Source organism: Pseudoalteromonas issachenkonii, from assembly GCF_002310795.1.
Lineage (GTDB): Bacteria > Pseudomonadota > Gammaproteobacteria > Enterobacterales > Alteromonadaceae > Pseudoalteromonas > Pseudoalteromonas tetraodonis.
Map to the genome: position 1 here is coordinate 528,729 of NZ_CP011030.1, position 26,508 is coordinate 555,236.

Annotated in this window: 26 protein-coding genes and 1 pseudogene; 21 read left to right on the forward strand and 6 right to left on the reverse strand. The window is 38.0% G+C overall.

The genetic code is table 11. The features are described from left to right. The 8 genes from PISS_RS02425 (at position 1) to PISS_RS02460 (ending at position 8,791) form a co-directional block, all read left to right on the forward strand. Positions 1-696, forward strand: coding sequence for an acylneuraminate cytidylyltransferase family protein (locus PISS_RS02425; RefSeq protein ID WP_036955908.1), 696 nt, complete (start codon positions 1-3; stop codon positions 694-696). A 75-nt stretch (positions 697-771) separates the two neighbouring features. Further along, positions 772-2,445: an asparagine synthetase B family protein gene (locus tag PISS_RS02430; RefSeq protein ID WP_036955913.1), complete on the forward strand. Its 1,674-nt coding sequence runs from the start codon at positions 772-774 to the stop codon at positions 2,443-2,445. Positions 2,446-2,471: 26 nt separating this feature from the next. Further along, on the forward strand, positions 2,472-3,800 hold the full coding sequence (locus PISS_RS02435; RefSeq protein WP_198147820.1) for a lipopolysaccharide biosynthesis protein: 1,329 nt from the start codon (positions 2,472-2,474) through the stop codon (positions 3,798-3,800). Between the two features lie 52 nt (positions 3,801-3,852). Then, a complete protein-coding gene (gene alr / locus PISS_RS02440) occupies positions 3,853-4,929 on the forward strand; it encodes an alanine racemase (protein ID WP_036955918.1) in 1,077 nt (358 codons plus the stop codon). 59 nt (positions 4,930-4,988) lie between these two features. Further along, positions 4,989-6,260, forward strand: coding sequence for a hypothetical protein (locus PISS_RS02445; protein ID WP_051894374.1), 1,272 nt, complete (start codon positions 4,989-4,991; stop codon positions 6,258-6,260). After that, positions 6,261-7,529 (forward strand): hypothetical protein, encoded by a 1,269-nt coding sequence (locus PISS_RS02450; RefSeq protein WP_036955920.1) that lies wholly within the window; start codon positions 6,261-6,263, stop codon positions 7,527-7,529. Positions 7,530-7,539: 10 nt separating this feature from the next. Further along, positions 7,540-8,061, forward strand: a complete 522-nt coding sequence (locus PISS_RS02455; RefSeq protein ID WP_198147821.1) for an acyltransferase — start codon at positions 7,540-7,542, stop codon at positions 8,059-8,061. Positions 8,062-8,077: 16 nt separating this feature from the next. After that, positions 8,078-8,791: a WecB/TagA/CpsF family glycosyltransferase gene (locus PISS_RS02460; protein ID WP_036955923.1), complete on the forward strand. Its 714-nt coding sequence runs from the start codon at positions 8,078-8,080 to the stop codon at positions 8,789-8,791. A gap of 128 nt (positions 8,792-8,919) precedes the next feature. On the opposite strand, the pseudogene PISS_RS02465 reads toward PISS_RS02460, so the two are convergent. Further along, positions 8,920-9,975 (reverse strand): annotated as a pseudogene (locus PISS_RS02465) (IS256 family transposase). Positions 9,976-10,206: 231 nt separating this feature from the next. Here PISS_RS02465 and wecA point away from each other — a divergent pair. Beyond that, positions 10,207-11,280, forward strand: a complete 1,074-nt coding sequence (gene wecA, locus PISS_RS02470) for a UDP-N-acetylglucosamine--undecaprenyl-phosphate N-acetylglucosaminephosphotransferase (RefSeq protein WP_036955925.1) — start codon at positions 10,207-10,209, stop codon at positions 11,278-11,280. Between the two features lie 156 nt (positions 11,281-11,436). After that, positions 11,437-12,321: a UTP--glucose-1-phosphate uridylyltransferase GalU gene (galU, locus tag PISS_RS02475; protein ID WP_058154136.1), complete on the forward strand. Its 885-nt coding sequence runs from the start codon at positions 11,437-11,439 to the stop codon at positions 12,319-12,321. Between the two features lie 394 nt (positions 12,322-12,715). Here galU and PISS_RS02480 read toward each other — a convergent pair whose 3' ends face one another. Then, a complete protein-coding gene (locus PISS_RS02480) occupies positions 12,716-14,083 on the reverse strand; it encodes an MFS transporter (RefSeq protein ID WP_096040825.1) in 1,368 nt (455 codons plus the stop codon). Between the two features lie 145 nt (positions 14,084-14,228). Beyond that, positions 14,229-15,611 carry an MBL fold metallo-hydrolase RNA specificity domain-containing protein gene (locus tag PISS_RS02485; RefSeq protein WP_058154138.1) on the reverse strand — a complete coding sequence of 461 codons (1,383 nt, stop codon included), beginning with the start codon at positions 15,609-15,611 and terminating at the stop codon, positions 14,229-14,231. A 375-nt stretch (positions 15,612-15,986) separates the two neighbouring features. On the opposite strand from PISS_RS02485, the gene PISS_RS02490 reads away from it, so the two are divergent. After that, a complete protein-coding gene (locus tag PISS_RS02490) occupies positions 15,987-16,358 on the forward strand; it encodes a GxxExxY protein (RefSeq protein ID WP_013464035.1) in 372 nt (123 codons plus the stop codon). 1,000 nt (positions 16,359-17,358) lie between these two features. Here PISS_RS02490 and PISS_RS02500 read toward each other — a convergent pair. Continuing rightward, a complete protein-coding gene (locus tag PISS_RS02500; RefSeq protein WP_013464036.1) occupies positions 17,359-18,282 on the reverse strand; it encodes a manganese-dependent inorganic pyrophosphatase in 924 nt (307 codons plus the stop codon). 117 nt (positions 18,283-18,399) lie between these two features. On the opposite strand from PISS_RS02500, the gene PISS_RS02505 reads away from it, so the two are divergent. Both PISS_RS02505 and mutM read left to right on the forward strand, forming a co-directional pair. Further along, entirely contained in the window at positions 18,400-18,900 is a 501-nt protein-coding gene (locus PISS_RS02505) for a hypothetical protein (RefSeq protein WP_013464037.1), read from the forward strand. A 13-nt stretch (positions 18,901-18,913) separates the two neighbouring features. Beyond that, on the forward strand, positions 18,914-19,723 hold the full coding sequence (gene mutM, locus PISS_RS02510; RefSeq protein ID WP_058154139.1) for a bifunctional DNA-formamidopyrimidine glycosylase/DNA-(apurinic or apyrimidinic site) lyase: 810 nt from the start codon (positions 18,914-18,916) through the stop codon (positions 19,721-19,723). A 44-nt stretch (positions 19,724-19,767) separates the two neighbouring features. Here the strand turns inward: mutM and PISS_RS02515 are convergent, their stop codons facing one another. Further along, a complete protein-coding gene (locus PISS_RS02515) occupies positions 19,768-20,115 on the reverse strand; it encodes a four helix bundle protein (RefSeq protein WP_013464039.1) in 348 nt (115 codons plus the stop codon). Positions 20,116-20,219: 104 nt separating this feature from the next. Continuing rightward, entirely contained in the window at positions 20,220-20,417 is a 198-nt protein-coding gene (locus PISS_RS02520; protein WP_058154140.1) for a hypothetical protein, read from the reverse strand. A gap of 42 nt (positions 20,418-20,459) precedes the next feature. Between PISS_RS02520 and rplM the strand changes: the two genes are divergently transcribed. From rplM to PISS_RS02560, 8 genes are all read left to right on the forward strand, one after another. Then, entirely contained in the window at positions 20,460-20,888 is a 429-nt protein-coding gene (gene rplM, locus PISS_RS02525; RefSeq protein ID WP_002957960.1) for a 50S ribosomal protein L13, read from the forward strand. An 8-nt stretch (positions 20,889-20,896) separates the two neighbouring features. Next, complete coding sequence (rpsI, locus tag PISS_RS02530) at positions 20,897-21,289, forward strand: 30S ribosomal protein S9 (protein ID WP_024600778.1); 393 nt, start codon at positions 20,897-20,899, stop codon at positions 21,287-21,289. Positions 21,290-21,466: 177 nt separating this feature from the next. Next, entirely contained in the window at positions 21,467-21,811 is a 345-nt protein-coding gene (locus PISS_RS02535; RefSeq protein ID WP_058154141.1) for a four helix bundle protein, read from the forward strand. A gap of 530 nt (positions 21,812-22,341) precedes the next feature. Then, positions 22,342-22,932, forward strand: a complete 591-nt coding sequence (gene petA, locus PISS_RS02540) for a ubiquinol-cytochrome c reductase iron-sulfur subunit (RefSeq protein WP_008110867.1) — start codon at positions 22,342-22,344, stop codon at positions 22,930-22,932. Then, a complete protein-coding gene (locus PISS_RS02545; RefSeq protein ID WP_008110864.1) occupies positions 22,932-24,197 on the forward strand; it encodes a cytochrome b in 1,266 nt (421 codons plus the stop codon). Before petA ends, PISS_RS02545 begins: the two co-directional genes overlap by 1 nt. Continuing rightward, a complete protein-coding gene (locus tag PISS_RS02550; protein WP_008110862.1) occupies positions 24,194-24,937 on the forward strand; it encodes a cytochrome c1 in 744 nt (247 codons plus the stop codon). The genes PISS_RS02545 and PISS_RS02550 overlap by 4 nt, the downstream gene beginning before the upstream one ends. A 79-nt stretch (positions 24,938-25,016) precedes the next feature. Continuing rightward, positions 25,017-25,643 (forward strand): stringent starvation protein SspA, encoded by a 627-nt coding sequence (gene sspA, locus PISS_RS02555; protein ID WP_013464041.1) that lies wholly within the window; start codon positions 25,017-25,019, stop codon positions 25,641-25,643. After that, entirely contained in the window at positions 25,643-26,080 is a 438-nt protein-coding gene (locus tag PISS_RS02560) for a ClpXP protease specificity-enhancing factor (RefSeq protein WP_028834446.1), read from the forward strand. Before sspA ends, PISS_RS02560 begins: the two co-directional genes overlap by 1 nt. Positions 26,081-26,508 lie beyond the last annotated feature (428 nt).

Here is a 26,508-nt window from a genome sequence, read left to right on the forward strand (position 1 = left end):
ATGATTAAGAGTAAAAAAGTATTGGCAATTATTCCTGCACGTGGCGGAAGTAAGCGGCTTCCTATGAAAAATATTAAGGAATTTAAAGGTCGACCATTAATTACTTGGTCAATTTTGGCTGCAACAGGCTCTAGCTATATAGACAAGGTCATTGTTAGCACTGATTGCGAAACTATAGGTGAAGTGGCCGTTGAGTCTGGGGCTGAGGTGCCATTTATGAGACCTTCAGAGCTAGCTAGTGACTATGCTAGTAGTAATGATGTTATATTACATGCGATAGGGCAAGTTGCTGATATTTACGACTATATAGTAGTTCTTCAACCCACATCTCCTTTAAGGACTCCTAGGGACATAGATGGAGCGATTGAAACCCTTGCAAGCGATGATAGTATTCAAGGCGTTGTCTCTGTGTGCCCTTGTGAACATAGCCCTCTTTGGGCTAATAGTTTACCTGTTGATTTAAATATGGGTGAATTCTTTCCTAAATCATCATTTCAAAAACGCTCACAAGATCTTCCAGAATATTTTCGATTAAATGGCTCTTTATATGCCTATAGCTTGAATTCCTTTACTGAGAATAAAGGGATTTATTATAATGAACATGTTAAAGCGTACATTATGCCCATAGAGAGGTCTATTGATATTGATACTATAATCGATTTTAAGGTTGCGGAAGTGTTAGCTGAATTCTCTTAATACATAGAATGCACTATCGCTAACTTATGAGTATAAATTTATATTTTAATCAGTTTAATTTTTGGAAAATAGTTAATGTTATTCACAATTAATAAAGAAGTTCAGTATTCTTTGCCTAGAAAAACTCAAATAGACGGTGTAAATTACTCATATCATATATTTGGAGACTTATATTTAGAAGACGAGCTCTCCACTATAAAAGCTTTAGTTCATAGTGATGATGCCTATTTAAGCAAGCTTATGGGGAACTTCACAATTATACTCAGCAACCCTCAAACTGCTGAGGTTAAGTTATTGTCTGATAGACCAGGAAAGCAAAATATATTTTATTGTTTTAAGGATGGACAATTACTAATTAGTGATGATTTCTGGGAAATGAAAGATGGTCTTTCATATGGTATAAAAGATATCGACGTCACAGTTTTAAAACAACAGATAATGTTCTTTACCGGTCTGAATAATAAAACGATTATGAAAGGGGTTAAAACTGTTCCAGCAGCCTCAATAGTGACAGTTGATTTTAATAATAGCAGTGAAAAAGTTAATAGGTATTGGTCCTTTCATTATAAGCAGAATACTTTATCTTATGAAGAAAAGTTAGATCTAATTGACGATACGTTCAATAACGCATTAGGGACTATAAAAAAACTCAATCCAAATGAAAGTTCATTTGCGGTAGGTATTAGCGGAGGTTTAGACTCAAGGGTTATACCTCATTATGCGAAAAAAAATAATATGAATATAGAAGGTTTCACAATAGGCATTGAAAAGCCAAGAAAGCTTCTATTATCTAACGACTTTAAAAGTGCAAATAAGATAGCTAGCTACTTTAATATAGAAAGAAAAACGTTACGATATGACTCTATCCCCATAAAAAAGCAGTTAGACTTAGAGTGTCAATTAGCTCCAGAAATAGGCTCTCAAATATTTAAAATTGCTAATGTGGATGATATTAAATCAAATACTTTAGTAACCGGAGCAAGTGGTTTCATAGTAGGGGCATCACCTTTATATGACTCAATTAAACGTGAAAACCTAATCGAGCACACCTTATTATATCAGTCTTTATTAAGCACAAAACCTTGTGCGTCTAAGTTTAAAAAGGCAATTAATTCATTAACGGGAATACCTCTCGAGTTTAAGCCAAAGGTTTCAAGATCTGGCTTCAGTCCTTTTTTTAGTGAGGATGAATTTGACGAGTCTGTAGCTGAGATAGAAAGCTTTTATGATGAATTTAAGCATTTATCTAAGTCAGAGAAGCTATTAAACTATGCAACATTCGGTTTGGGTCGCAATAACGATAAAGGTGCGTTTGAGAGTTTTTTAGGTCAAAAAAAATCATACAGCATTTATACACCTTTCTTTCTTGATACCGTCCAACAATTCAATGAGGACGAGCTTCTTAATAGAAGTATGTTTCAGGAGTTTATAACTAAGCGTTTACCTGAACTTGCAGATATACAAGGTCAAGATTTTAAGCCAACTTTGTTGGAAAAAAACAATTATTTATCAGCTGTTTATAGAAAGTATTGGGCAATGAGTAACTTTGTTATACGAGGAAATGGAGTTATGAATTATGAAAACTGGGTGAATTCAAGCAGTTTTTCTAAGCTAAAGTCGGATTTAAATAAAGATACCTCAGATATCCAAGATTTACTCGGAATTACATTTGATTATAGCGCTGGAAATGTACATCCAGCTGTAAAACTAAATATATTAAAAATGCAAAATGTTCTTATGAAGTTTTAAATATGCTTCACATCAGAAAAAAATTAATGCAGCCATCTTTTTTATACCTGTTTACAGATGTTTTTGTTAAAGGGCTGCAGTTCTTTTTAATGCCAATAGCTTCACATATATTAGATGTAGAAACTTATGGTTCATTTGTGTTGTGTTTAGTTTTACTTACATCCCTTGTACCGCTAATAAGCCTTTCAAGTGAATCATCATATTCTATTTTTTATAATCAAAGTCATGATGATGATAAAAATAGGTTGTTTGTTAATAGTATCCATGTCGCATTTACAGGGTATTTGTTATTTACGTTAGTTACATTAATTCTTTCGATAATAAATGACAATTTACTCTTTGAGATGATTTCTTTAAAAAGTCATATTACAAAAATGTGTGCAATAGTTTTTTTTGAATATTTTATCAATATAACATTATTATCTTACCGTCTAAGCTTTAAAAAAATTGCATACGTAAAGGTTTATTTAGGGTATTTTTTTATTAAATTTATATCGGCAATTATTTCGATTTATTTGTTTAAAAGCATTAATCATTACCTAAATACTATACTCGCATTAAACTTTATAATTTCGGTTGCTATTGTTAGTAAGCAGTTTGGCTTAGTTGTTTTTTTTAAAGAATTGAAAATATTTGACACTGCAAAATACCTTAAGATTACTAAGTATTGTATTGTAATTTTACCTGTAAGTGTATTTGCGATTATAAATGCAATGGTCGACAAAATTTATATAACATCATTGTTAAGTATGCAAGATTTAGCTAATTATTCATCAATCTTTCTTATAGCAGGTTCAATACAGATAATTATTCTAGCTATGAATAAGTCTTACATGCCAAAATTACTATACCACTATGCAGCTGAAGGATATTCAGCTATTCATAGAATGAAAGAAGAAACAGTAAAGTTAATGCTGATTAATTTTACTGTTTTTATTATTTGCATACTTTTACTACCAATTATGTTCAGGCTTGTATTTGACTCAAATATTGAATTTAATTACGCGGTATTTATTGTTCTCAGCCTTAGCTTTTTATCAAATACACTATATATACTTTTTACGAATATATTATCTCTTGAAGAGAAAACTGGAAAGTATAAGATGTTCGGGTTTGTATCTGCTTTAATTATTAATATTCCATTAGGATATTTATTAACTTTAGAATATGGGGTTTTGGGTTCCGCATTTTCAACGATGCTTAGCGGCTTATCAGCAGCTATTATTCTCTTTGCATTCGTGTCATGTAAAGTGTTAAAAGCGTACTTGCTGCGCGAAAGTTGTTATTTTTTATTCGGAGCAATAGCCGTTTCTGCGTCTGCCGTTTATATTAACAATCATTATCATATTTATTGATATTGTTTTATCAACATTAAAGTGTATTTTTTGAAGTGATTTTGGATATTAAATGAAAGAGCCTTTTGCCCTAATTAACTTAAACTCGATATATGAAAATATTCAAGTAATAAAGAAGCAAGCTAGTGAGGAACTTGAGCTAATTGCTGTTATTAAAGCTGATGGTTATGGTCATGGAGCTTACGAGGTTTCTCGAATTATAGAGAAGAGTGTTAGTATACTTGCTGTAGCAAGGTTGTCTGAAGCATTATCACTCAGGAAGCAAGGTGTAAATAAGCCCATCATGATTTTCTCAGGATTAAATTCCCTTGAAGACTTGTTGGTGGCTGTTGAACATAGGATTTTAGTTGTTATTCATTCGCTGTTTCAGCTTGAGCTTTTCTCGGCACTTCCCGAAGAGGCTATGTTAAATTGTTGGCTAAAGTTTGATAGTGGTATGCACCGCTTAGGGCTTAGTGAATCTGAAATCGAAAAAGCTATATTAATAATATCAAAACAGTATAAAAATGTGATAATAGATGGGTTGTTTACTCATCTTTCATCAGCTGAAAGTGATTTACAGAGAACTTTATATCAGCTTAGATTTTTTGAAAGTATACCTCAGAGTAAATCATTTAAAACTTCGATTACTAACTCTGCGGGACTTTTAAGTAAATACAAATCTTTTCAAGATTATGGACGGTTAGGCCTTTCCTTATACGGTGTTTCTCCTTTCATTGATTCCATAGGAAAAGATCTCGGGTTGAAACCTGTGATGGAGCTCAAAGCATATGTTATATCTATCAGAATGCACAAAGCTGGCGAGCCTGTTGGTTATGGAGGTAAGTGGGTATCTAACAATGATACTAAATTAGCAGTTGTTGGTATTGGATATGCCGATGGTTATCCTCGCTCCATATCCCCTGGCTGTCCAGTATTAATTAATGGAAAAAATTACCCTATCGTAGGGGCTGTGTCCATGGATCTCATTAGTGTCGATATCGGGTTAGTTAATAATGTTCAAGAGCTGGATGAGGTTACTTTATGGGGGCCAAAGTTACCAGTCGAAATTATAGCAAAGAGTGCAGGTATGATACCTTATGAGTTATTGGTTGGTGTCACTAAAAGAGTTGCTCGTGTCTATTCTTAACTATGTTTTAGAATAAGTTAATCAAGCAAAGAGGTGAGTGTTTTCTTGGAATATAAATTTTGATTTTTTCAGCTAAAGTATATTTTAACTTACTAGTTTTTACTGTTTTTTTGTTTTTTATATCTCGTCAAAATATAGTGGAGTTAGGTTTTCTTCGTTACTTTAATCATATATATATATTTATATATATTTTCTCCTTTGTTATTCTTTTATTCTGCAAGCCGATAAAGGCAAAATTTATATATTTACTCGTTATTGTTTTATTATATTCTGCTTTTTTAGTTTGGAAAAATAATCTTCCAATTTTTAATATGTTCCAAACTCTTATAACATTAAAGTATATTTTTGTATTTTATATTGCAGCAAACGTATTCCAAACCGATCGAGTTGTTTTGTTTGAAAAGTTTACTAAAATTTTAACTTTAGTATTGATTTTATCTGTGGTTTTTACTTTTACAGATTACATATTTCCTAATGTTTTTTATGATTTATCTAAAGACGGTAGAGGGTTGGGGGGGATCACTCCAGGCTCGTTCTTTGGCTCTCGAGTTTTGTACTCTGGTTTTCTGCTGTTATATAGTATTTTGCTTTTGTCCTTTAAATATAATAAAGGTCATAATAAGTACTTTATTTATAGTCCAAAGTTATACTGGTTGTTACTTTTATTGGCTTTCACTTTACTTTTTCTTACCTTTTCTCGAAAGGAGTTAGTGCTTCTTCTAATTGCCTACTCTATTTCGATTTTATATAAAAGCCAAGGTAAAAAAAAGTTATTAGGTATCACTCTGCTTATTGTTTTAACTCCCATAGTGTTTTTAGGTCTTTGGTTTTTTATAGGTGAAAGTGTTCAAGCTAATCTAAATGAAGGTTATGTGCGTTATAAAATCTTTTATTATGCTATGGAGATATTTGAGTACTATTTTCCTTTAGGCTCAGGCCCTGGAACATATGGGACTTTAATGTCCAAAATGTACACAGATGTATATACGCAGTTTAATGTTGATAGTGCAATTATCGGTTACGGTAGTGACATTGAAGGGCCTATTTTTGATTTGTTTTTTGTATCGCTAATTGCTGAGTATGGCTTAGGATTTATATTCGTTATATTTCTTATTTTTCAGCCATTTACATCAAGCAAGGATGAGGGGGTTGAAATGGTTTCTCATATAAACCTCATTAGAATTAATGCATTTTTAATGTTGGTGGGTATAGGTATGATGGTACCTATAATGGGTAACGTTGTTGGTCTATTATTATATTTTTTGCTTGGGATAATCTCATCGAGAGGGCTGTTATTAGCACCGAATAAAAAATTAGGAAAAGGAACTTAAGTGAATAACGAAGCTGAAACTTTTATTTTAAAGAATAACCTTGAACGAGAGCGGGAGGTATGGCCTCTATTAAAGTTCCATATACTTCGCAAAACACACATACCAGATAATGTGACCGATATGGAGTTTAAATCAAGTTCATATTTGAAAAATTTATATGCATTACTCATAAGTTTGATAAATATTTGTATAGCATTATTTAATAATAATAAAAAAAAAGTGTTTTTTGGTGCTTTTACTCGAGTAAAGGTAAGTAAAAGCTCGATTAATGATGAGTTTATATGTCAAAAAGAGATAGGGAATAACTTTCTTTTGTATCATTGTTCAAATTTTGAAAGTGTCAAAATTTTAGATTGTTTGAGGCATGGTATTATTTTTGAGAATGTTATTGTCCATTTATTTTTTAATTTTTATAAACTTTTTACGAAGAAAAAAAGTAACCTAAAAAATTTTGATAGAGAATTTCTAAGTATTTTGAAAAATCATCATAATTTATCTTCTGATAAAGTCGAGCTGATATTAAGAGACTTTTATATAAAAAAAAATATATATAGCTTTTTAATCCGATTGTTAAATATAAACGAAGTAAATGTCGTATCATCTTATACTAAGTCATCGGTTATAAGTGCGGCTGTTGAATTGAATAAAAAAGTAATAGAGCATCAGCATGGGTTGCTTGCTCCTTACCACGAATCATATACATATGGAGGGGAGCAGGTTTGGAAAAGCACTTTATTGCCAGAGTGGTTAGTTATTTACTCTTCTTATTGGTATAGAAAAATGGAAAGTTCTAATTTTGTTGTCCCTAGTAAAATTAAAGTTAAATCAAGAGATTTAATAGTAACTAAGGAAGATGATGAAATTATAGAGAATTTCTGTGATGGACGAGAGTATTACATATTTACTGGACAGGGCCTTTGTTATGATGAAATTGTTCTTTTTATTCAAGAGCTTTTAAAAGCAGAGCCTCAAAAACTTGTCGTATATCGACCACACCCTAGGGAGTATAAAAATTACTCTGTTTTAGTCGATAGAATATCCAATAGTAACTTTATAACTATTAACAGAGATCAATTAAGAAATACATCTAGCTTAATTTCAGGTGCGTTAGCTCACATATCTATTTTTTCATCTTGTCACTTCGATGCAATTGAGATATTGGGTAAGACATATGTTCTTGATGTTGTTGATGGGAATATAATGTCTAAAGGTGGTGAAGATGATAGTATTTTATTTATTAAACACCCAAAGCATATAAAACTAAATTAAAGGTTGTCTGATGACTCTTATGTTAAAGGTTAAATTATTTATCTATTATTTAATTTTTTATAATTTACCTAATTCAAGGTTTATTTCTGTGTTCAGTCGTTTAAGGTGTTGGTATTTATCTGACGTTCTGAATATTTTGTGTAAACATGATAAAAATCGTTTTGAAAATAGAGTTTATATTTCTAATGCCTCAAATTTGAAAATAGGTAAAAATGTTAGGATTAATGAAAATGTTTTCATACAGGGTGCGATAATTGGCGATAATGTGATGATTGCTCAAAATGTATCGATTTTGTCAAGCACACATAGTTACGAAAGGGTTGATATACCAATGGTAGAGCAAGACGATTTCTTTGGTTTGGCACCTATTATATGTGACGATGTATGGATAGGAAGGAATGTTGTTATAAAACATGGTGTTAAAATAGGTAAAGGATCGATTGTTGGGGCGTGTTCTTTGGTAACTAAAGACGTTCCTGAATATGCGGTTGTTGGTGGTGTTCCAGCTAAAATTATAAAGTATAGAACATAAGGGTATTTATTACCGTATGAATAAAACATGTAATATCGGTGGCTTAGAAATTTCAGCTTATGAAAGCATGGAGAGTGCTGTTAACTCTGTTCTTCAAAACGGGAATATCACTCAAGGTTTCGCTATAGCTGTAAATGCTGAAAAAGTAGTTTCTAGTCATGAAAACCCTGATGTAAAAGCTCTACTAAAATCAGCATCTATTCTCTACCCAGATGGTGCCGCGGTATCACTTCTGATGTCGAAAAGGGGGTGTTTCAGTGTTCGGATACCAGGTTGTGAGCTTTGGCTTGAGCTTATGAAAAGTGCTTCAAATCATAAAACTCCTGTTTATATAATTGGAGCGAAGTCTAATGTCCATAATGAGGTCGTCAAAAAACTCACCGAGGATATGGGGGTGAACGTTGTTGGTTCATGTGATGGCTATTTTAAAGATGAAAATATACTAATTCGGAATGTACAGGAAAGTGGAGCAAAAATAATTTCAGTTGCATTAGGTTCACCACGGCAAGAAAGTTTCATAAAAAAGTGTATGGGTACTCACCCTGAAGCTTTTTATATGGGAGTTGGTGGTACTTATGATGTTTTTACTAACAGAGTGAAGCGTGCCCCTGAATGGTTTCAAAGAAATAATTTAGAGTGGCTTTATAGGCTATTATCACAGCCTACAAGAATAAAAAGGCAGGTTAAACTTTTAAAGTATATTTTCTTGGCACTAGTGCGAAAAATTTAGGTCAATAATAAATATTTCAGTTTTTTGCTATAATAACTCAGTTTATTTTGATGGCGTTTAGAATTCAGTGTCAGCCAAAATTGCGAAATGTCTAGCACACCATCTAACCTATCTTCTAAATGGATGGGCTATTGCGACAATGCCAGGTTCCAGTTATGGATTGGCATTGTCCATTTCTTTGATGCATATAATATGACTGTTTACAACAATTTCATCAAGCTGTTTTTATTAGGGAATGCTCCCTTGGTTTTGAAGAGTCGCCTAAGCTGAAGATGTACAGCTTCAATCTAATTAGTGCTATAAATAGCTCTACTACGTAATCAGGATACTTGAAATAAACCGACAGATTACTCCATTTACGACGTCAAGAGCGGCTCTGTTGTATCTTTAGTGGTAACCTTATAGGCGGGTTTCAAGTCAGTCATAAGCTTTTTTGTGCTTTGAAACGATATACTTCATCGAATTACGAATTTGATTAATAACGCGCTCCTGTACTTTGGCGTCAGGACAGATTGTTGCTATTACTTCAGGAAACCTTCTAGTACATCAACAGAGGCAATTAAAATATCGGATACACCACGATTATGTAAATCTGTTAATATTGGAAACCAATAGTTAGCCCTCACTTTCAAAGACATATAAGTCAAGTGATTTTTTTGGGCCCTCGATATTGACATCTAGTACGGTATAAATAGATTTACTCACGTAGCGCCCATTTTCTTTAATCTCATAATTAATAGTATTAAGCCAGATAAGCGGGTAAATTAGAACTGTTATGGCAGTGATAGTAGCATTTGATACTTCAACAGCATACATATCTTTTATGTGGTCTCGAATATCTAGATAGCTCATCATAACTAAAGCAAATATAGATGAAATTTTCTCATTAATTTCAGACATTAACTTAGTTTGGTTCTTTTTAACTAGCTGAGATTCAAACGAACCTGAACGGTCTCCGAGCGTTTCAAGCACTAATAGGCTATGGATGATTTAACTGTTTTTTTGGTTAAGTCATTTTTACGGTTAATTTTAGTCTCAGATTGTGGACGCATCTATAATTCGGTTTTAAGAGCCGCTTGGGTGAGTTGTTTGATTAATAGTGTTATAGCACCGTCTTCACCAGGAAGACCTTTATCAGCTTGAAGTTTAACTAATGCTTTGTTGAAGTCGAAATTTTGAGTCATGTGCCACTCCTGCTTTCTTAATAATATTGAAATGACACAGATTTCTTAACCCTACCTTTATTTTATTCTTATAGAGTTGTAAGTTGATGTGGCTATAGAAAACAGGTTTTCGCTATAAAAGTTGTTCAAAGTCAGTATAATTGTTTATCATTATAAGCGATTTAATTCTCTTGTTAGTAGTGTTGTTGTTTTTCGCAATTTAAATATATTTAAATACCATTTCGAGACCTTATGTTAATTGACCTTTTATTTACCTTTTTTATTGCCTTTGCAGTATTGTTTTTAATGCGTAAGGTGGCTCGCAGAGCCGGTCTCGTAGATAAGCCATCAGGGCGAAAAATGCATACGGGTAACGTACCATTAGTGGGTGGTGTGGCTATTTGTATAACTATAGTAAATTATATTTATACACACCCTAACATGATTAACCATGCAAATTTGTATATGCTTTGTATTTGCGGTTTAACAGCTGTTGGTGCTTTGGATGATCGCTTTGATTTAAGCGTAAAAATACGCATGTTAGTTCAAGCGCTAATTTCTGTAGCGATGATTTACTTTGCTAATGCAGAACTACATACATTGGGAAATTTACTTGGTTTTGGTGCTATTGAGCTTGATATGTTTGGTGGTTTTATAACTGTACTTGCTGTCATTGGCTGTATAAATGCGTTTAATATGGTTGATGGCATTGACGGCCTTTTAGGTGGCTTATCAATAGTGACCTTTGCGAGTATTGGTATATTACTTTTACTAGCTGGTGAGCAAAGCTTAAGTTATCTATGTTTGTTATTGGTAGTATGTATGGTGCCTTATATACTATTAAACTTAGGTTTTATTGGTCATAAGCGTAAAGTATTCATGGGTGATGCTGGTAGCATGATGATAGGTTTTACTGTTATTTGGTTACTCATTGGAGCAAGTCAAACAGCAGGTAACCCGATGATAAGGCCTGTTACTGCTTTATGGCTTATTGCGGTACCATTAATGGATATGGTTGCGATTATGGTGCGCCGTGTGAAACATGGAAAGTCACCATTCAAGCCAGACCGTGAGCATTTACATCATATTTGTCAGCGTTTAGGTTTTTCATCGATTCAGACATTAACTTTAATATGTTTTATCGCTACGGCTTTTGCCGCGGTGGGGATCGTTGGTGAAATATTATTGGTACCTGAATATGTTATGTTTTATGGTTTTATTGCTATTTTTACTGTGTACCTTATATTTTTAATAAACTATTGCACTGTAATGAATTACTTCCGACGCAAGCTAAATTTACCTGAAAAACAGTTTTCATCAAACTAGTATATTCTTTTCTAAAACACCGAGTTAGCAACTCGGTGTTTTACTTTCTGAAATTTTTATAATTCATTCTACCTACTTTTAGCTAATTCAGGCTGTATATATTTAGCTATGCTACTTTTGCAAATAAATGTACTCACTTAAATTAAAGGACTACCTGTGAAAGCTGTAATTCCTGTTGCCGGTTTAGGCACCCGTATGTTGCCTATGACTAAGGCAATCCCTAAAGAAATGCTTCCCTTGGTTGATAAACCGCTTATTCAATACATAGTAAATGAATGTGTGGCGGCGGGTATTAAAGAAATAGTGCTCGTGACACATAGCTCTAAAAATGCCATTGAAAACCACTTTGATACCAGTTTTGAACTAGAGGCCACGCTAGAAAAGAGGGTTAAGCGCGCTTTACTTGACGAAGTTCGCTCTATTTGCCCTGCAGATGTAACCATTATGCATGTGCGCCAAGGTGAAGCTAAAGGCTTAGGGCATGCCATTTTATGTGCCAAACCAATCGTTGGTGATGATGACTTTGTGGTGGTGCTACCTGATGTAATCCTCGATGCTTATACGGCAAATCAAAAAACTGAAAACTTAGCGGCGATGATTGCTCGTTTTGAGCAAACGAAAGCCAGTCAAATTATGTTAGAGCCCGTTGCTATTGAAGATGTAAGTAAGTACGGCATTGCTGATATTAATGGTGTAGAGCTTGCTGCTGGTGAAAGTGCAGCAATTAAAAAAATGGTTGAAAAACCAGCCGCAGATGTTGCTCCTTCAAATTTAGCTGTTGTTGGTCGTTATGTTTTAAGTAAAAATATTTGGCCATTACTCGCTAAAACTCATGTAGGCGCAGGCGGTGAAATACAGCTTACAGACGCGATTGATGCATTATTGGCTATTGATACGGTAGAAGCGTTTCATATGAGCGGCTGCTCACATGACTGTGGCGATAAACTCGGCTATTTAAAAGCGATTGTAGAATACAGCATGCGCCATGAAACGTTAGGTGCTGAGTTTACTGAATATATGAAAGAGTTGGTTAAAGGGTAACGGGCGACGGGCATCGGGTAACGAGCTACGAGCTTCAGGCCTCCAGCCTAGAACTTCGAATTAACCAGTTGGGCTAATGGTTTTATGTTCTCATTTACTCCTCATTCACTTCTCTTTGTGAATAAGATCTTAAAATATTTATGCACAAAGAGTTTTAGAGACGCAGCGCTTTTAGAGGAAGTTACGGGCTGCGAACTTCGGGTTGCGGGCGACGAGCTTCGGGCCTCGAACCTAAATCCTAATACCGACGCGGGGTGAACCCGCTGCTACAGGTATAAAAAACACCGCATTTGCATCAAACGCGGTGTTTTTATGTTTTTCTGATGCCTTGAACCTTGAACCTTGAACCTTGAACCTTGAACCTTGAACCTCGCAGCTCGAACCTAGCAGCCTTTTAAGCCCGACCTCGCAGCGCAGAAATACAACTTGCCAGCATGACAAACCCCAATGACATTTTAAACGCCACTGAAATGGTGCTCATTAGTGCGTGGCTATTTTGCGCTGAGAAGGTGCTGTCACCAAGGTAATAATGCACAATTAAGTTGATTAAGCTCATGCCAAATAAATTACCAATAGTGCGTGATAAGTTCATTGAGGAAGACGCCACACCTAGCTCACTTTTATCCACTGCACCCATAATGGCATTGTTGTTAGGGGTCGAAAATAAGCCAAACCCAATCCCTAATAATAACAGTGAGCCGCTAATGTAAGCGGTGCTTGAACTAACCGATAACTGGGATAACAGGAAAAATCCAACCAGAACAATTACACAGCCTAGCGTGGCTAGTAAGCGTGGTTGTATTTTATCGGCAAGCTTACCTGCTAAGGGCGCCATAATAGCCATTGAAACCGCTTGTAGTAATACTATTTGTCCTGCATGTGCGGGGCTTAATCCTTTTATATATTGCAGGTACAAACTTAACAAAAAGGCCAGTGAAAAGTTACTGGCATACATGAGAAACGAAGTAGTCAACGATAGGCTGAACACACGACTTTCTAAAAACATTTGTACTCTAATTAAGGGGCGTCGACTGCGACTTTGGTGAACAATAAATAGCATTAAACAAATGATTGAAAGTGCGGTTAATAGCCAGCCAGCTATATTCGGTAAATCACTTAACCCTAATACTAAGCACAGTGCAAAGAGCGAGAAAATAACCATACCCCACCAGTCAAACGGCGATTTTTTATCGTTTTTCCATTCGCCATGTAAAAACAGTTTAATGGCAATAAGCAGCATAAGTATCAGGGGAATTTGCGAGTAAAACACGGCGCGCCATCCCCATATTTCAGTGAGCCAGCCACCAACCGCAGGCGCTGCACTGAGCCCTATGTACACACACGCCGCAGAGATGCCCAGTGCCATTCCGCGTTTATTATCAGGCGTGACAGAGGTGATAATGGCAACGCCTATACCAAAAATCATGGCGCCTGCAGCCCCTTGTATAAAGCGCCAAAAAAGCACCCACTCAATAGAGTTTGCTAACGCACACATTAGCGAGGCCAGTGCATTTAAGCCTAAACCAAATGCATACACGCGTTTGCGACCATAGTTGTCTGCTATTTTACCGCACGGCAGCATAAAGATAACGCTACTGAGTAAATACAAGGTGGGCATCCACGCAATCATTTTTGCGCTTGCGTGTAAATCTTCAGCAAGGTCGGGAATAGCGATATTAACGCCTGCCATGCCAAGCGGTCCAATAATAGAGCCGCTACAAACGATAATAAGTGCAATTGTAGTGGGGGGGAGATTAAACAAGAGGTATCCTTTTATTTACTGGCCTTAAAATGATACGTGAATATACTTGCTTGTACAGGATTTAAAGGGCAGCGAGTTGCGAGCGATGAGCGGTGGGCAACGGGGAGCGAGCTACGAGCCTAGAGCTTAACACCGAACCTCGAACCTATCCCTTGCCAATTTCTACCGTCACCTCATCTCCCAATATTTCTCTGTATTTTGCTGCGAGTGCATTTTTAGCGTCATCATCGCCGTGAACTATTTTTATATGGTGGGGCTTTTTGCGCATACCGGTTACAAATTTGATGAGACCGGCTTGATCTGCATGAGCACTATAACCGCTTATAGTGTGTATTTTGGCGTTAATATTCACCCTAGTATTATTTATCAACACGTAGCCATTTTTTGGTCCGTAGGTTTGTATGTCGCGACCTAATGTACCGCGCCCTTGGTAACCTACAAAGAGTACGTCGGTGGTTTTGTCGGTTAAAAATCGCTCTAAGTAATTAACTATACGCCCGCCGGTGCACATACCGCTTGCTGCTAAAATAATGGCAGGTGTTTGGCGGCTGGCTAAGTAATTTATTAACGCTAAGTGCTCGCTATGGGTGTTTATTGTAGTGAGGTTTTCAAAGTCGAGTGGGTGACGACCTTTGGCTACTTTTTGTTTGGCTTCTTCATCCCATAAATATTTAAATTTTCGGTACTGCTGAGTAAAGTTAGCTGCCATGGGGGAGTCGAGTATTACTTGTATTGTGCGCCAAGGTGAGTTTTTAGCAGAAGCATGAATTAGCTGTTCAAGTTCGTATAACAGCTCTTGCGTGCGGCCAATACTAAAGGCAGGCACAAGTACTACGCCGTTATCGGCAACGGCGCGTTCAATCACGTTTTTTAAGGTTTGCGTACGTTGTTTACGACCTTGGTGATTTTTATCACCATAAGTTGACTCTATGACTAAGGTATCGGCTTTATAGGGCGCTTTAGGTGAGGGTAGTAAAGGCGTGTAGGGCGCACCTAAATCACCAGAAAAAACCACTCTATGATTATTGCTCGCTTTATAAGGAGCCGTGCTTATGTCTATTTCTACATAAGCGGAGCCTAAAATATGCCCTGCTCGTTGTAGTCGGGCTTTCGCTGTGTGTTCACCTTTGCAAGGAAGCTCAAACCAAGCTTTAAAGTCTACAGCTACAACTTGTTGTTTAAGCAGCCTTAAGCAGGTATCTATTATTTTTTGGTCTCGCGTAACGCCCACTTTTAATGCATCTTCAATGACTAAAGGCAATAAGCTTGCTGATGCAACAGAGGTAAATATAGGGCCTTTAAAGCCAGCCATTAACAAATAGGGAATTCGGCCAACATGATCAATATGGCAATGGGTAACTATTAATGCGCGAACAGTGTCTATATTAAATTCAATGCTTAGATCATCTACAGAATCTTCACCTTGGAATAGTCCGCAATCAATTAGAAAAGAGCTTTGGTCGTTTATTATCAGCTGGTGGCATGAGCCTGTCACGCCATTGACTGCTCCATGGTGAAGTATGTGCATTTTATGTCCTTATTTATTGTTTTTTTACCAGTTTAGAGTAATTTTTTGCGATGTGCGATGTGCGATGTGCGATGTGCGATTTGCTAGTAAAAACCTAGAGCCTATGGGAGTTTTTCAAATATTTTGAAGGCGGGGCTTTATGCCGTTCAGCTGTAGCTCTGGGTTCATCCCGCATCTTTTGGTGATTTTTTACCACAGAGGTAACAGAGTACAAAGAGGAAGTGATTAAAGGTAAAGAGCAGTTATTATGTCAGATATCAGTAATTGATTTCTCGGTTTAGTGCTTCGATTTTCACTGTGATTCAAAATAATCCTTTAGACGAGAAAGTGACTATACTGTCAAAATAAATTACAAGGAAGTGGATAAAAATATCAATGGAAACAGATTTACTAACTCATAAAGTTATTGGTTGCGCCATTGAGGTTCATAAAAATTTAGGTCCTGGTTTATTAGAGTCTAGTTATGAAAGTTGCCTAATGTATGAACTAAATCAATCCGGACTGCTAGCTATTGCACAAGCTGAACTACCTATAAAATATAAGAATGTATCAATCGATACAGGTTATAGACTTGATATATTGTTACCGGATAAGCTAATTGTTGAGTTAAAAGCAGTTGATAAATTGCGGCCTATTCATTCTGCTCAGTTGATGACGTATTTAAAGCTGACAGGAATAAGAACAGGTCTACTAGTTAATTTTAATGAAGTTAAGCTCGTTGACGGTATTAAAAGGATCAGAGTTTAATTACTTTACTTCCTAAATAACTTCAAGATTAAGAAGTTACAACTGACTGTCTTCTCGGTGTAGCGCGAAGCGCCTCAGTGTTCTCTGTTGTGCAAAAAATTAAAACACTATTTACCACCGAGGTCACAGAGTGCACAGAGGAAGTGATTAAAAATAAAAACAGGTAGCTGTCAGCGTTCAGTAAAGTATTACTCGGTGTAGCGCGAAGCGCCTCGGTGTTCTCTGTGGTGAAAAAAATTAAAACACTATTTACCACCGAGGTCACAGAGTGCACAGAGGGAGTGATTAAAAATAAAAACAGGTAGCTGTCAGCGTTCAGTAAGGTATTACTCTGTGTAGCGCGAAGCGCCTCGGTGTTCTCTGTGGTTCAAAAGTGGGCTGCGAACTTACCTACCCACTGCGCGGGGTAAACTCCCGCCTACAAGCATAAAAAAACCTTGCGATATTAACCGCAAGGTTTTTAAATTTCTCGAACCTCGAACCTCGAACCTCGAACCTCGAACCTCGAACCTCGAACCTCGAACCTCGAACCTCGAACCTCGAACCTCGAACCTCGAACCTCGAACCTCGAACCTCGAACCTCGAACCTCGAACCTCGAACCTCGAACCTCGAACCTCGAACCTCGAACCTCGAACCTCGAACCTCGAACCTCGAACCTCGAACCTCGAACCTCGAACCTCGAACCTCGAACCTCGAACCTCGAACCTCGAACCTCGAACCTCGAACCTCGAACCTCGAACCTCGAACCTCGAACCTCGAACCTCGAACCTCGAACCTCGAACCTCGAACCTCGAACCTCGAACCTCGAACCTCGAACCTCGAACCTCGAACCTCGAACCTCGAACCTCGAACCTCGAACCTCGAACCTCGAACCTCGAACCTCGAACCTCGAACCTCGAACCTCGAACCTCGAACCTCGAACCTCGAACCTCGAACCTCGAACCTCGAACCTCGAACCTCGAACCTCGAACCTCGAACCTCGAACCTCGAACCTCGAACCTAGCTCTTAAAAGCGTCTTGTAGTGGGGGTACTACTTGCTTTTTACGGCTCAATACGCCATCTAGCCATACTTTACCGTCTTCTGGCTTTTCACCATAGGCTTGCTCAACAAGGCTGGCATCGTCTGATGCAATCAGCATTTGTGAGCCTTCTTTCATAATGTCGGTTAGTAGTAAAAATACTGAATGACGACCGCCTTCTTCTTTAAGCTTGGCAATGTCAGCTTCAAGGTCAGCTTTAATCTCGTCAAATACTGCAAGGTCAATAACTTCTAACTGACCAATGCCAACAAGGTTACCGTTCATGTTAAAGTCTTTAAAGTCACGCATTACTAAATCACGTACAGGCGTATCTTCAACGGCTGATTTAACGCGGAACATGTCCATGCCTAGTTCTTTAAAGTCTTCAATGCCTGCAATTTCAGCAAGGGCTTCAACACATTTAATGTCGGCAGTGGTACAGGTTGGTGATTTAAAAATAACCGTGTCGCTTAATATGGCGCAAAGCATAATGCCAGCAATATCTTTAGGGATCTCTACGTTATAAAAATCGTACATCATCTTAATAATGGTGTTAGAACAACCAACAGGGCGGATCCAGCATTCAAGCGGGGTTGATGAGGTTAAATCACCTAATTTATGGTGATCAACTACGCCAACAACGCGAGCTTGGTCGATATCATCAGGTGCTTGGGTTTTTTCTGTGTGGTCTACAATGTAAACGTCTTCGCCAGCGTAGCTAAGTTTAAGCTCAGGTGCTTCGAAGCCAAATTTATCTAAAATAAACTGTGTTTCTGGTGATACTTCACCAAGGCGGGTTGGAATTGCCGGCTCATCAATTTGGTTTTTTAAATAAGCCAGTGCAATTGCACCACATATTGAATCTGAATCTGGGATTTTATGGCCCACTACATACATTGACATTGACTAAACTCCTTAAAATTTGCCGATATTCTAGCAAAGTATCCAGCTTTTAACATATAGACAGTGCAATTAAGTTTTAGCTAAACTTGAAAACCTTATATAAATTAGGAACTGCATATGCGATTAAGCCGCAAAGGTTGGAACAATGTTATTATTTTTTCTATGTTGATCATGATCTTCTTTTTAAATGGTCTTCATAAAAAGATTGGATCCGATGAAACGCAGGCGCAACTGCAGCCACTACTTCCTGTGCAAAGCTTTGTGTTAACACTTGAATTTAGCGACCAAAAAATTGAGCGCATTGGTACAAGCTGGCGTACTACTGCTTTGATCAAAGAGGTACCGCTTAGTTGGCAAGGTTCAGAGCAGCAACTTAGTGAGCTTGTTTATTTATGGCAAAATACAGCGTTAATGACGACAGCCACACCTGATGCGCTTGATATTAATAAGCCACTATCGGCAGCGACGTTTGAACTCGCGGGTGAGCCCCTACCTTGGATGTACTTATTATATAAAGCAAATGGTGAGTATTACCTTCTCGAGAAAACCAGTCAGCGGCTAATGTTGCTTGATTTAAGCACTGCCAAGCAATTATTTCCTAGTTTTACCTTTTCATAAGTGAGTTTTATAAATGCCTGAATTACCAGAAGTAGAAGTTAGCCGCATGGGCATTACCCCCCATGTGCTAAACCAAGTCGTTACTAAGGTAAACATTCATAATGCCAGTATGCGCTGGCCTGTGCCAGATGAGGTATACCAACTTGAGGGGTTGGTGGTTAGCAGTATTGAACGCCGCGCAAAATACTTGCTATTAGAATGTGAGCTTGGGGCGGCTATATTGCACTTAGGGATGTCAGGGAACTTGCGCGTTGTAAATAAAACCGAGCCACTTAAAAAACACGACCATGTTGAGTTTATTTTAGCGAACGACAAAGCACTGCGCTTGAACGATCCGCGCCGCTTTGGTTGTTGTTTATGGCAAGCACCCAATGAAGAGCACAAGCTACTAGCTAAATTAGGCCCTGAACCACTCACTGATGACTTTTTTGCTAAACGTGTTTATGAACAATCACGTAATAAAAAAGTGCCCGTTAAGCAGTTTATTATGAATAACGCCGTGGTGGTGGGGGTCGGTAATATTTATGCTAACGAGTCATTATTTAAAGCGGGTATTGACCCTCGTAAAGAAGCCGGAAAGGTAAGCCTTAAAAGCTACCAAGCGTTAATCCCAATTATAAAAGACACTTTAGCCGCTGCAATTACTCAAGGCGGCACAACGTTAAAAGACTTTGCCCAAAGTGACGGTAAGCCTGGCTACTTTGCGCAACAGTTATTAGTGTATGGCCGAAAAGGCCAACCTTGTGTAAATTGCGATACCGAATTAACCGAAATTCGCCTAGGGCAACGCAGCACTGTTTTTTGTGAGGTGTGTCAGAAGTAGAGAATAGCTGTCAGCTGTAAGTTTTCAGCTGTCAGTAAGAATGGTTACTCACTTGTTTTTATTTTTGCTATCAAACTTGTTAGCATTTTTGACAGCTGGACTGTTTCATTTAGCCAAGACTTACCTATGTCGGTATCAATATAGTTAATATCGATGCCAATATATATTTGGGTTCTTGCCTCAGCAAGCGAAGAGCGAGCGATATCTAAAAAGCGTGTTTTTTCTTTATCACTCTCTCTTGTCATGCCCTCAGCTATATTACTAGGAACAGATAAACCAGAGCGTGTTAATTGATCTCTAAAGCTAAAGTCTTTAATTAGTTGTGTATTTCTGTAAATATCAGCGCTAAGGCGAGCTGAGCGCTTCCATACATCTAAGTTTTCAAAGTTCATAATACAAAATCCTTATGCTCAGTTTTTATCCTAGTTGATATTTTATTAACTACAAATATCTATTTTCAGCAAGGAAGTATTTTCTGTTGACTCTAAAGTTATAATTAGCTTTGCTGACCGCTGAGTAATAACTTTTCTTGAGGAAAAAACAACCGGCCGGTAGCAATGTGATTTAAGTGCTGGTATACTCCCGCGTCTGCCACGTTGCGTTCTATGTCCTCATATAGTTTAGCCACTTGTGAGCGGCGCAAAAGTCTAAAACTCGAAGGGGTTGTAGCAAACTTAGAGCGGTAGTTAAACATAACTACCTGTGGTTTTAATTGAAAAACATTGGATTTTTATAAATGAAAACGTTTGTTGCTAAACCAGAAACAGTAAAACGTGACTGGTACGTAGTTGACGCTGAAGGTAAAACTTTAGGTCGCATCGCTACTGAAATCGCTCATCGCCTACGCGGTAAGCATAAAGCTGAGTACACACCGCACGTAGATACTGGTGATTACATCATCGTTATTAACGCTGAGAAAGTTACTGTTACTGGTAATAAATTCAAAGACAAAGTGTACTATGCTCACTCTGGTTTCCCAGGTGGTCTTAAGTCTACTACTTTTGATAAACTTCAAGCTGCAAAGCCTGAAATGATCATCGAAAAAGCTGTTAAAGGCATGTTGCCACGTGGTCCTTTAGGCCGCGCTATGTACCGTAAACTTAAAGTTTACGCGGGTACTGAGCACAATCATGCTGCACAACAGCCTCAGGTTCTAGACATTTAAGGAGCACTATCATGGCAAATCAATACTACGGTACAGGTCGTCGTAAAAGTTCAAGTGCTCGCGTATTCTTACGCCCAGGCACTGGTAACATCGTAATCAACAAGCGCTCTTTAGAAGAGTACTTTGGTCGCGAAACAGCACGCATGGTTGTTCGTCAAGCTCTTGAGCTTGTTGACATGACTGAAAAGTTTGACTTACACATCACCGTTGCTGGTGGTGGTACTACTGGTCAAGCTGGTGCTATCCGTCACGGTATCACTCGTGCACTTATGGAGTTTGACGAGTCATTACGTCCACAACTTCGTAAAGCAGGTTTCGTTACTCGTGATGCACGTAAAGTTGAACGTAAGAAAGTGGGTCTTAAGAAAGCGCGTAAGCGTCCACAGTTCTCAAAACGTTAATTTTTACGTTATCAAGAATTCAAAAACCCAGCTTATGCTGGGTTTTTTGTTTTTAGATAATGAGTTTCGAGTAACGGGCTACGAGAACCGAGCTGCGAAAGAGATTAAGTTCCGTGCGTTAAATTATATGTTTACTATAATTTATGATGAATGCGGGATTAAGGCTAAGGAGTGGTTGTGAGGTATGAAAGTTTAGATGTATGGAAAAAGTCTTTCTCATTAAGTTTGTTTGTATACCAAACCTTTGCTGCTTTGAGGGATTTCGGCTTAAAAGATCAAATGTGTCGAAGCGCAGTTTCAGTGCCTAGCAATATTGCAGAGGGTTATGAGCGTTACTCTGATAAAGAAAGAGCTTATTTTCTTTCTGTGGCTAAAGGGTCTGTCGGTGAATTAAAAACTCAGCTAATGATTGCTTTTGAGTTAGGTCATATTAATTATGAACAAACAGAATACGCTTTAAATGAGTGTGAGAGTATTGGGAAAATGCTTGGTAAATTGATTTCTATGATTAAAAATGCATGATAACCCCGAACCCCGAACCCCGAACCCCGAACCCCGAACCCCGAACCCCGAACCTTTTCCCTTTAAGGCTAATGTCGACATTAGCTTGATCAAAATAGGCCAAGTATGCGTATTTATTGAACGAAAGCTTAAAAATGACCGACTAACGCAAAAAAAGTTAAATAATTATCGCAATTAGTTTAAATCCATCAGTTAATTGGTGAATTTTTTTGCTACAATTGGCGGGCAAATAAAGTGAATGAGTTTAATGTCGCCAAATTCAGTGGTTACTGTACTTAGTTGGTGAGATTGTACTTGTTTACAAATTGTTTTTACGGAAGCGATACTATAGTCATTTGGTTTCATACTCGAGCTAACTTAATCAACTATTTGAGCAAGTCAGGATTATTCGAGCAGGAGGCTGTGAATAACCTTGTTTTAAACAAGGGTTTTAATTATGATCGTTTCTCTTTTAAAATTCGAAAAATTAACCTGCTGTAACTGATGTTCTCAATATAGCAAGTGTTGAGAATCATAGTGGAGATAAGTGGATGAGCAATGCGCCTGTAGACAATGGCCGACGTCGCTTTTTAACCATAGCTACCTCTGTTGTTGGTGGTGTTGGTGCGGCTGGGGCTGCTGTTCCTTTTATTGCGTCTTGGAATCCAAGTGAGCGAGCTAAATCTGCGGGTGCGCCTGTAGAAGTAGATATCAGCAAACTTGAGCCAGGACAATTAATACGTGTCGAGTGGCGTGGTAAACCTGTATGGGTTGTATCACGGACCCCAAAAATGCTTGAGCAGATGAAAGAACATGAAGGTCAACTTCGTGATCCGCAATCGCAAGAGCCACAACAATTAGAATCATCAACCAATGATTTCCGTTCATTACGCCCAGAGATTTTTGTCGCTGTAGGTATTTGTACGCATTTGGGTTGTTCACCTAGCTTTTTACAAGGTGGCTTTGGTGAGAAAGTGGAAGGGACTGATGACGGTTTTTACTGTCCATGTCACGGTTCTAAGTTTGATATGGCCGGCCGTGTATTTCAATCGGTACCTGCACCATTAAATTTAGAAGTCCCACCATATACTTTTCTTGATGAGACCACTATTTTAGTGGGCGAAGAACAAGGGGTGGCCTAATGTTTGGAAAAATTGTTGAGTGGATAGACGACCGTATCCCAATGACACGTGTTTGGAACATGCACATTGCACAGTATCCAGCACCAAAAAACTTTAACTTCTGGTACTTCTTTGGCTCACTCGCTATGTTAGTACTAGTTAACCAAATCCTTACCGGTATTTGGTTAACGATGAACTATGTACCATCTGCTGAAGGTGCGTTTGCATCAGTAGAATACATCATGCGTGATGTAGAGTACGGTTGGTTATTACGTTATTTGCATTCAACGGGTGCATCTGCGTTCTTCATCGTTGTTTACATGCATATGTTCCGTGGCATGATCTACGGTTCTTACCAAAAACCACGTGAATTACTGTGGTTATTCGGTATGTTTATTTTCCTAGCCCTAATGGCTGAAGCGTTCATGGGTTACTTATTACCATGGGGTCAAATGTCGTTCTGGGGTGCACAGGTAATCATTTCATTATTCGGGGCTATCCCGGTTATTGGTGATGATTTAACACTGTGGATTCGTGGTGACTACGTTATTTCGGGTGCAACGCTTAACCGCTTCTTTGCATTACATGTAATTGCACTGCCATTGGTTATTGTTATCTTAGTATTTTTACACATTGTTGCACTACACGAAGTGGGTTCAAACAACCCAGACGGTATTGATAACAAACGTAAAAAAGGAACTGTGGCTGAAGAAGATAAGCCTAAATTTAAGTTCCATGAATACTACACTGATAAAAAAGACATCATTGATGCGATTCCGTTCCACCCTTATTACACAGTAAAAGATATTGTGGGTGTGGTTGGCTTCTTAATCTTGTTCTGTTGGGTGGTGTTCTTTATGCCTGCTATGGGTGGTTTCTTCTTAGAAGCGCCAAACTTTGAACCGGCAAACCCACTCAAAACACCAGCGCATATTTTCCCTGTTTGGTACTTTACGCCGTTTTATGCAATCTTACGTGCGATTCCAGACAAGCTAATGGGTGTTGCAGCAATGGGTGCATCTATTGTCGTGCTAGCATTATTGCCTTGGATTGACCGTGGTTCGGTTCGTTCAGTTCGTTACCGTTGTGGTTTCCACAAATGGAACATTGCAGGCTTTGTAGTTACTTTCGTTCTTTTAGGTTGGGTTGGTGCTACACCTCAAACTGACTTTAAAACGCTTGTTTCGCAAATCTGTACTGTGACTTACTTTATGTTCTTCGTACTGTTATTTGTTTACAGTAAGAATGAAAAAACTAAGCCATTGCCTGAGAGGTTAACGAAATGATGAAAAAGCTACTTATTGGTTTATTCGCTTTATCAGTAAACGTATTACCAGCAATGGCGGCAGGCCCGTCAGTTCCTCTAATGGAAGCGGGTAACGATATATCTGATCAACCTTCTTTGCAACGTGGCGCAAAGTTGTTCATGAACTACTGTCTTGGTTGTCACCAAATGCAGTATCAACGTTATGAACGTACTTTCCGCGATATTGGTATTCCAACAGAGATTGGTCAAGAGCAACTTATTTTTGATGGTTCAAAAGTAGGTAGTCATATCAATAATGCAATGAAGAAAGAAGATGCTGCAAAATGGTTTGGTGCGGCTCCGCCGGATCTAACAAATGTTGCGCGTGTGCGTGGCAGTGATTGGATTTATACCTATTTAAAATCGTTTTACAAAGATGAATCTCGTCCGTTTGGCGTAAATAATACGTTATTCCCATCGGTGGGTATGCCACATGTTCTTCAAGAGTTGCAAGGTGTTCCTACTGCAATTACTGAAGAAGTAACAGTAAATGGTAAAACAACCACTCATATTACTGGTACAGAAACAGATGGTACGGGCGAATTAAGTGTAGATGAATATGACCAAGCAGTTCGTGATTTAACGAATTTCCTAGAGTATGTAGGTGAACCTACACGTCTCGAATCGGAAGCGCTAGGTATTAAGGTACTTGGATTCTTAGTGATTCTATTTATCTTGGCATTTATGCTGAAGAAAGAATACTGGAGAGATGTTCATTAAGTTTGAACATATTTAAAGGTAATTTTGCAATAGGGGCTTAAGCCCCTATTGCTGTTTTAGTTATTTAATGGAGGTAGGCATGGCCGTAGCTGCCAATAAGCGCCCTGTAATGACCCTTTTTTCTGGTGCTAACTGTATGTATAGCCACCAAGTACGCATTGTACTTGCTGAAAAAGGTGTAAGTGTAGATATTCATATGGCTGAAAAGGATAATCTGCCAGAAGCACTTCACGAAATTAACCCTTACGGTACAGTGCCAACACTGATTGACCGTGAGCTTGGTTTATATCAGGCAAACATCATCATGGAATACCTTGATGAACGTTTTCCTCATCCTCCACTAATGCCTGTATACCCGGTCATGCGTGGTCGTAGTCGTTTAATGATGCACCGTATTGATACTGATTGGTACAGCCTAGCTGAAAAGATCATTAACAACACGTCTGAAGCAGCGCAAGCGCGTAAAGAGCTGACAGAAGCATTACTTGCAATAGCACCGATCTTTAGTGAAGCGCCTTACTTTATGAGTGAAGAGTTTAGCTTAGTTGATTGTTACTTAGCTCCACTATTATGGCGTTTACCTGAGTTTGGTATTGAGCTAAATGGTGCAGGCTCTAAAGAACTTAAAGAGTATATGATCCGTTTATTTGAACGTGAATCATTCCAAGCTTCTTTAACTGAAGCAGAGCGTGAGATCCGTTTATAATGACCTCTAATCGTCCTTATTTACTACGCGCTTTTTTTGATTGGATTGTTGATAACGAATGCACACCACACTTAGTGGTTAATGCTGATTTTCCTGCAGTGCAAGTGCCAACACAGTTTGTCCAAGACGGCCAAATTGTATTGAACATAAGCCCTTCAGCGGTTACGCAGTTTTCGTTAGATAATTCTCAGCTTAGCTTTAACGCACGCTTTGGCGGTCAGCCAATGCAAGTGTACGTGCCTTTAGGGGCTGTACTTGCAATATATGCACGCGAAAATGGCGAAGGCACAGTCTTTACTGCAGATGAGTTTTTAGAGGACGAAGACGATTTTGCTCCAGAGCTTGAAAGTGTTGATTCATCACCTGAACTAGTTGATGAAACACCTGATCCTAAGCCTGAAAAGAAAAAAGGCTCACATTTACGCGTTATAAAATAACCCGTAAATGTTAGATAAAAACCGCTTAATAAGCGGTTTTTTTATGCCTGATTAAAAGTAGGTGAAAGGTGAAAGGTGAAAGTTCACGGGCGACGAGCTGCGAGAAACGGGTTAAGGTTGATTGGTGTAGCAGCGGGTTTATTCCGCGCATGTGGTTTTAGGTAATAAATTTATTCACAAAGAGGTTAAGAGACACTGCGCTTTTAGAGCTAGTGAAAAAACAATTAATCACTCGGGCTCATGGTTATTGTTTTCTCATTTACTGCTCATTCACTTCTCTTTGTGCAAAAAGATCTTAAAGAGATTTTATTCACCACAGAGGGGACAGAGCACACAGAGGAAATGATTAAAGACATGTTTTATTTGTCCTGTCTTCTCTGTGTACTCTGTGGTAAAAATGTTTTTTAAGTGGGGCTTACGCCGTGCAA

What these genes read in the sequence shown, in the direction of transcription:
- PISS_RS02425 (WP_036955908.1), top strand. Translation starts at nt 1, where the DNA reads ATGATTAAGAGTAAAAAAGTATTGGCAATTATTCCTGCACGTGGCGGA.
- PISS_RS02430 (WP_036955913.1), top strand. Translation starts at nt 772, where the DNA reads ATGTTATTCACAATTAATAAAGAAGTTCAGTATTCTTTGCCTAGAAAA.
- PISS_RS02435 (WP_198147820.1), top strand. Translation starts at nt 2,472, where the DNA reads ATGCAGCCATCTTTTTTATACCTGTTTACAGATGTTTTTGTTAAAGGG.
- alr (WP_036955918.1), top strand. Translation starts at nt 3,853, where the DNA reads ATGAAAGAGCCTTTTGCCCTAATTAACTTAAACTCGATATATGAAAAT.
- PISS_RS02455 (WP_198147821.1), top strand. Translation starts at nt 7,540, where the DNA reads ATGACTCTTATGTTAAAGGTTAAATTATTTATCTATTATTTAATTTTT.
- PISS_RS02460 (WP_036955923.1), top strand. Translation starts at nt 8,078, where the DNA reads ATGAATAAAACATGTAATATCGGTGGCTTAGAAATTTCAGCTTATGAA.
- wecA (WP_036955925.1), top strand. Translation starts at nt 10,207, where the DNA reads ATGTTAATTGACCTTTTATTTACCTTTTTTATTGCCTTTGCAGTATTG.
- PISS_RS02485 (WP_058154138.1), bottom strand. Translation starts at nt 15,611, where the DNA reads ATGCACATACTTCACCATGGAGCAGTCAATGGCGTGACAGGCTCATGC.
- PISS_RS02490 (WP_013464035.1), top strand. Translation starts at nt 15,987, where the DNA reads ATGGAAACAGATTTACTAACTCATAAAGTTATTGGTTGCGCCATTGAG.
- PISS_RS02500 (WP_013464036.1), bottom strand. Translation starts at nt 18,282, where the DNA reads ATGTCAATGTATGTAGTGGGCCATAAAATCCCAGATTCAGATTCAATA.
- PISS_RS02505 (WP_013464037.1), top strand. Translation starts at nt 18,400, where the DNA reads ATGCGATTAAGCCGCAAAGGTTGGAACAATGTTATTATTTTTTCTATG.
- mutM (WP_058154139.1), top strand. Translation starts at nt 18,914, where the DNA reads ATGCCTGAATTACCAGAAGTAGAAGTTAGCCGCATGGGCATTACCCCC.
- PISS_RS02515 (WP_013464039.1), bottom strand. Translation starts at nt 20,115, where the DNA reads ATGAACTTTGAAAACTTAGATGTATGGAAGCGCTCAGCTCGCCTTAGC.
- PISS_RS02520 (WP_058154140.1), bottom strand. Translation starts at nt 20,417, where the DNA reads ATGTTTAACTACCGCTCTAAGTTTGCTACAACCCCTTCGAGTTTTAGA.
- rplM (WP_002957960.1), top strand. Translation starts at nt 20,460, where the DNA reads ATGAAAACGTTTGTTGCTAAACCAGAAACAGTAAAACGTGACTGGTAC.
- petA (WP_008110867.1), top strand. Translation starts at nt 22,342, where the DNA reads ATGAGCAATGCGCCTGTAGACAATGGCCGACGTCGCTTTTTAACCATA.
- PISS_RS02545 (WP_008110864.1), top strand. Translation starts at nt 22,932, where the DNA reads ATGTTTGGAAAAATTGTTGAGTGGATAGACGACCGTATCCCAATGACA.
- PISS_RS02550 (WP_008110862.1), top strand. Translation starts at nt 24,194, where the DNA reads ATGATGAAAAAGCTACTTATTGGTTTATTCGCTTTATCAGTAAACGTA.
- sspA (WP_013464041.1), top strand. Translation starts at nt 25,017, where the DNA reads ATGGCCGTAGCTGCCAATAAGCGCCCTGTAATGACCCTTTTTTCTGGT.
- PISS_RS02560 (WP_028834446.1), top strand. Translation starts at nt 25,643, where the DNA reads ATGACCTCTAATCGTCCTTATTTACTACGCGCTTTTTTTGATTGGATT.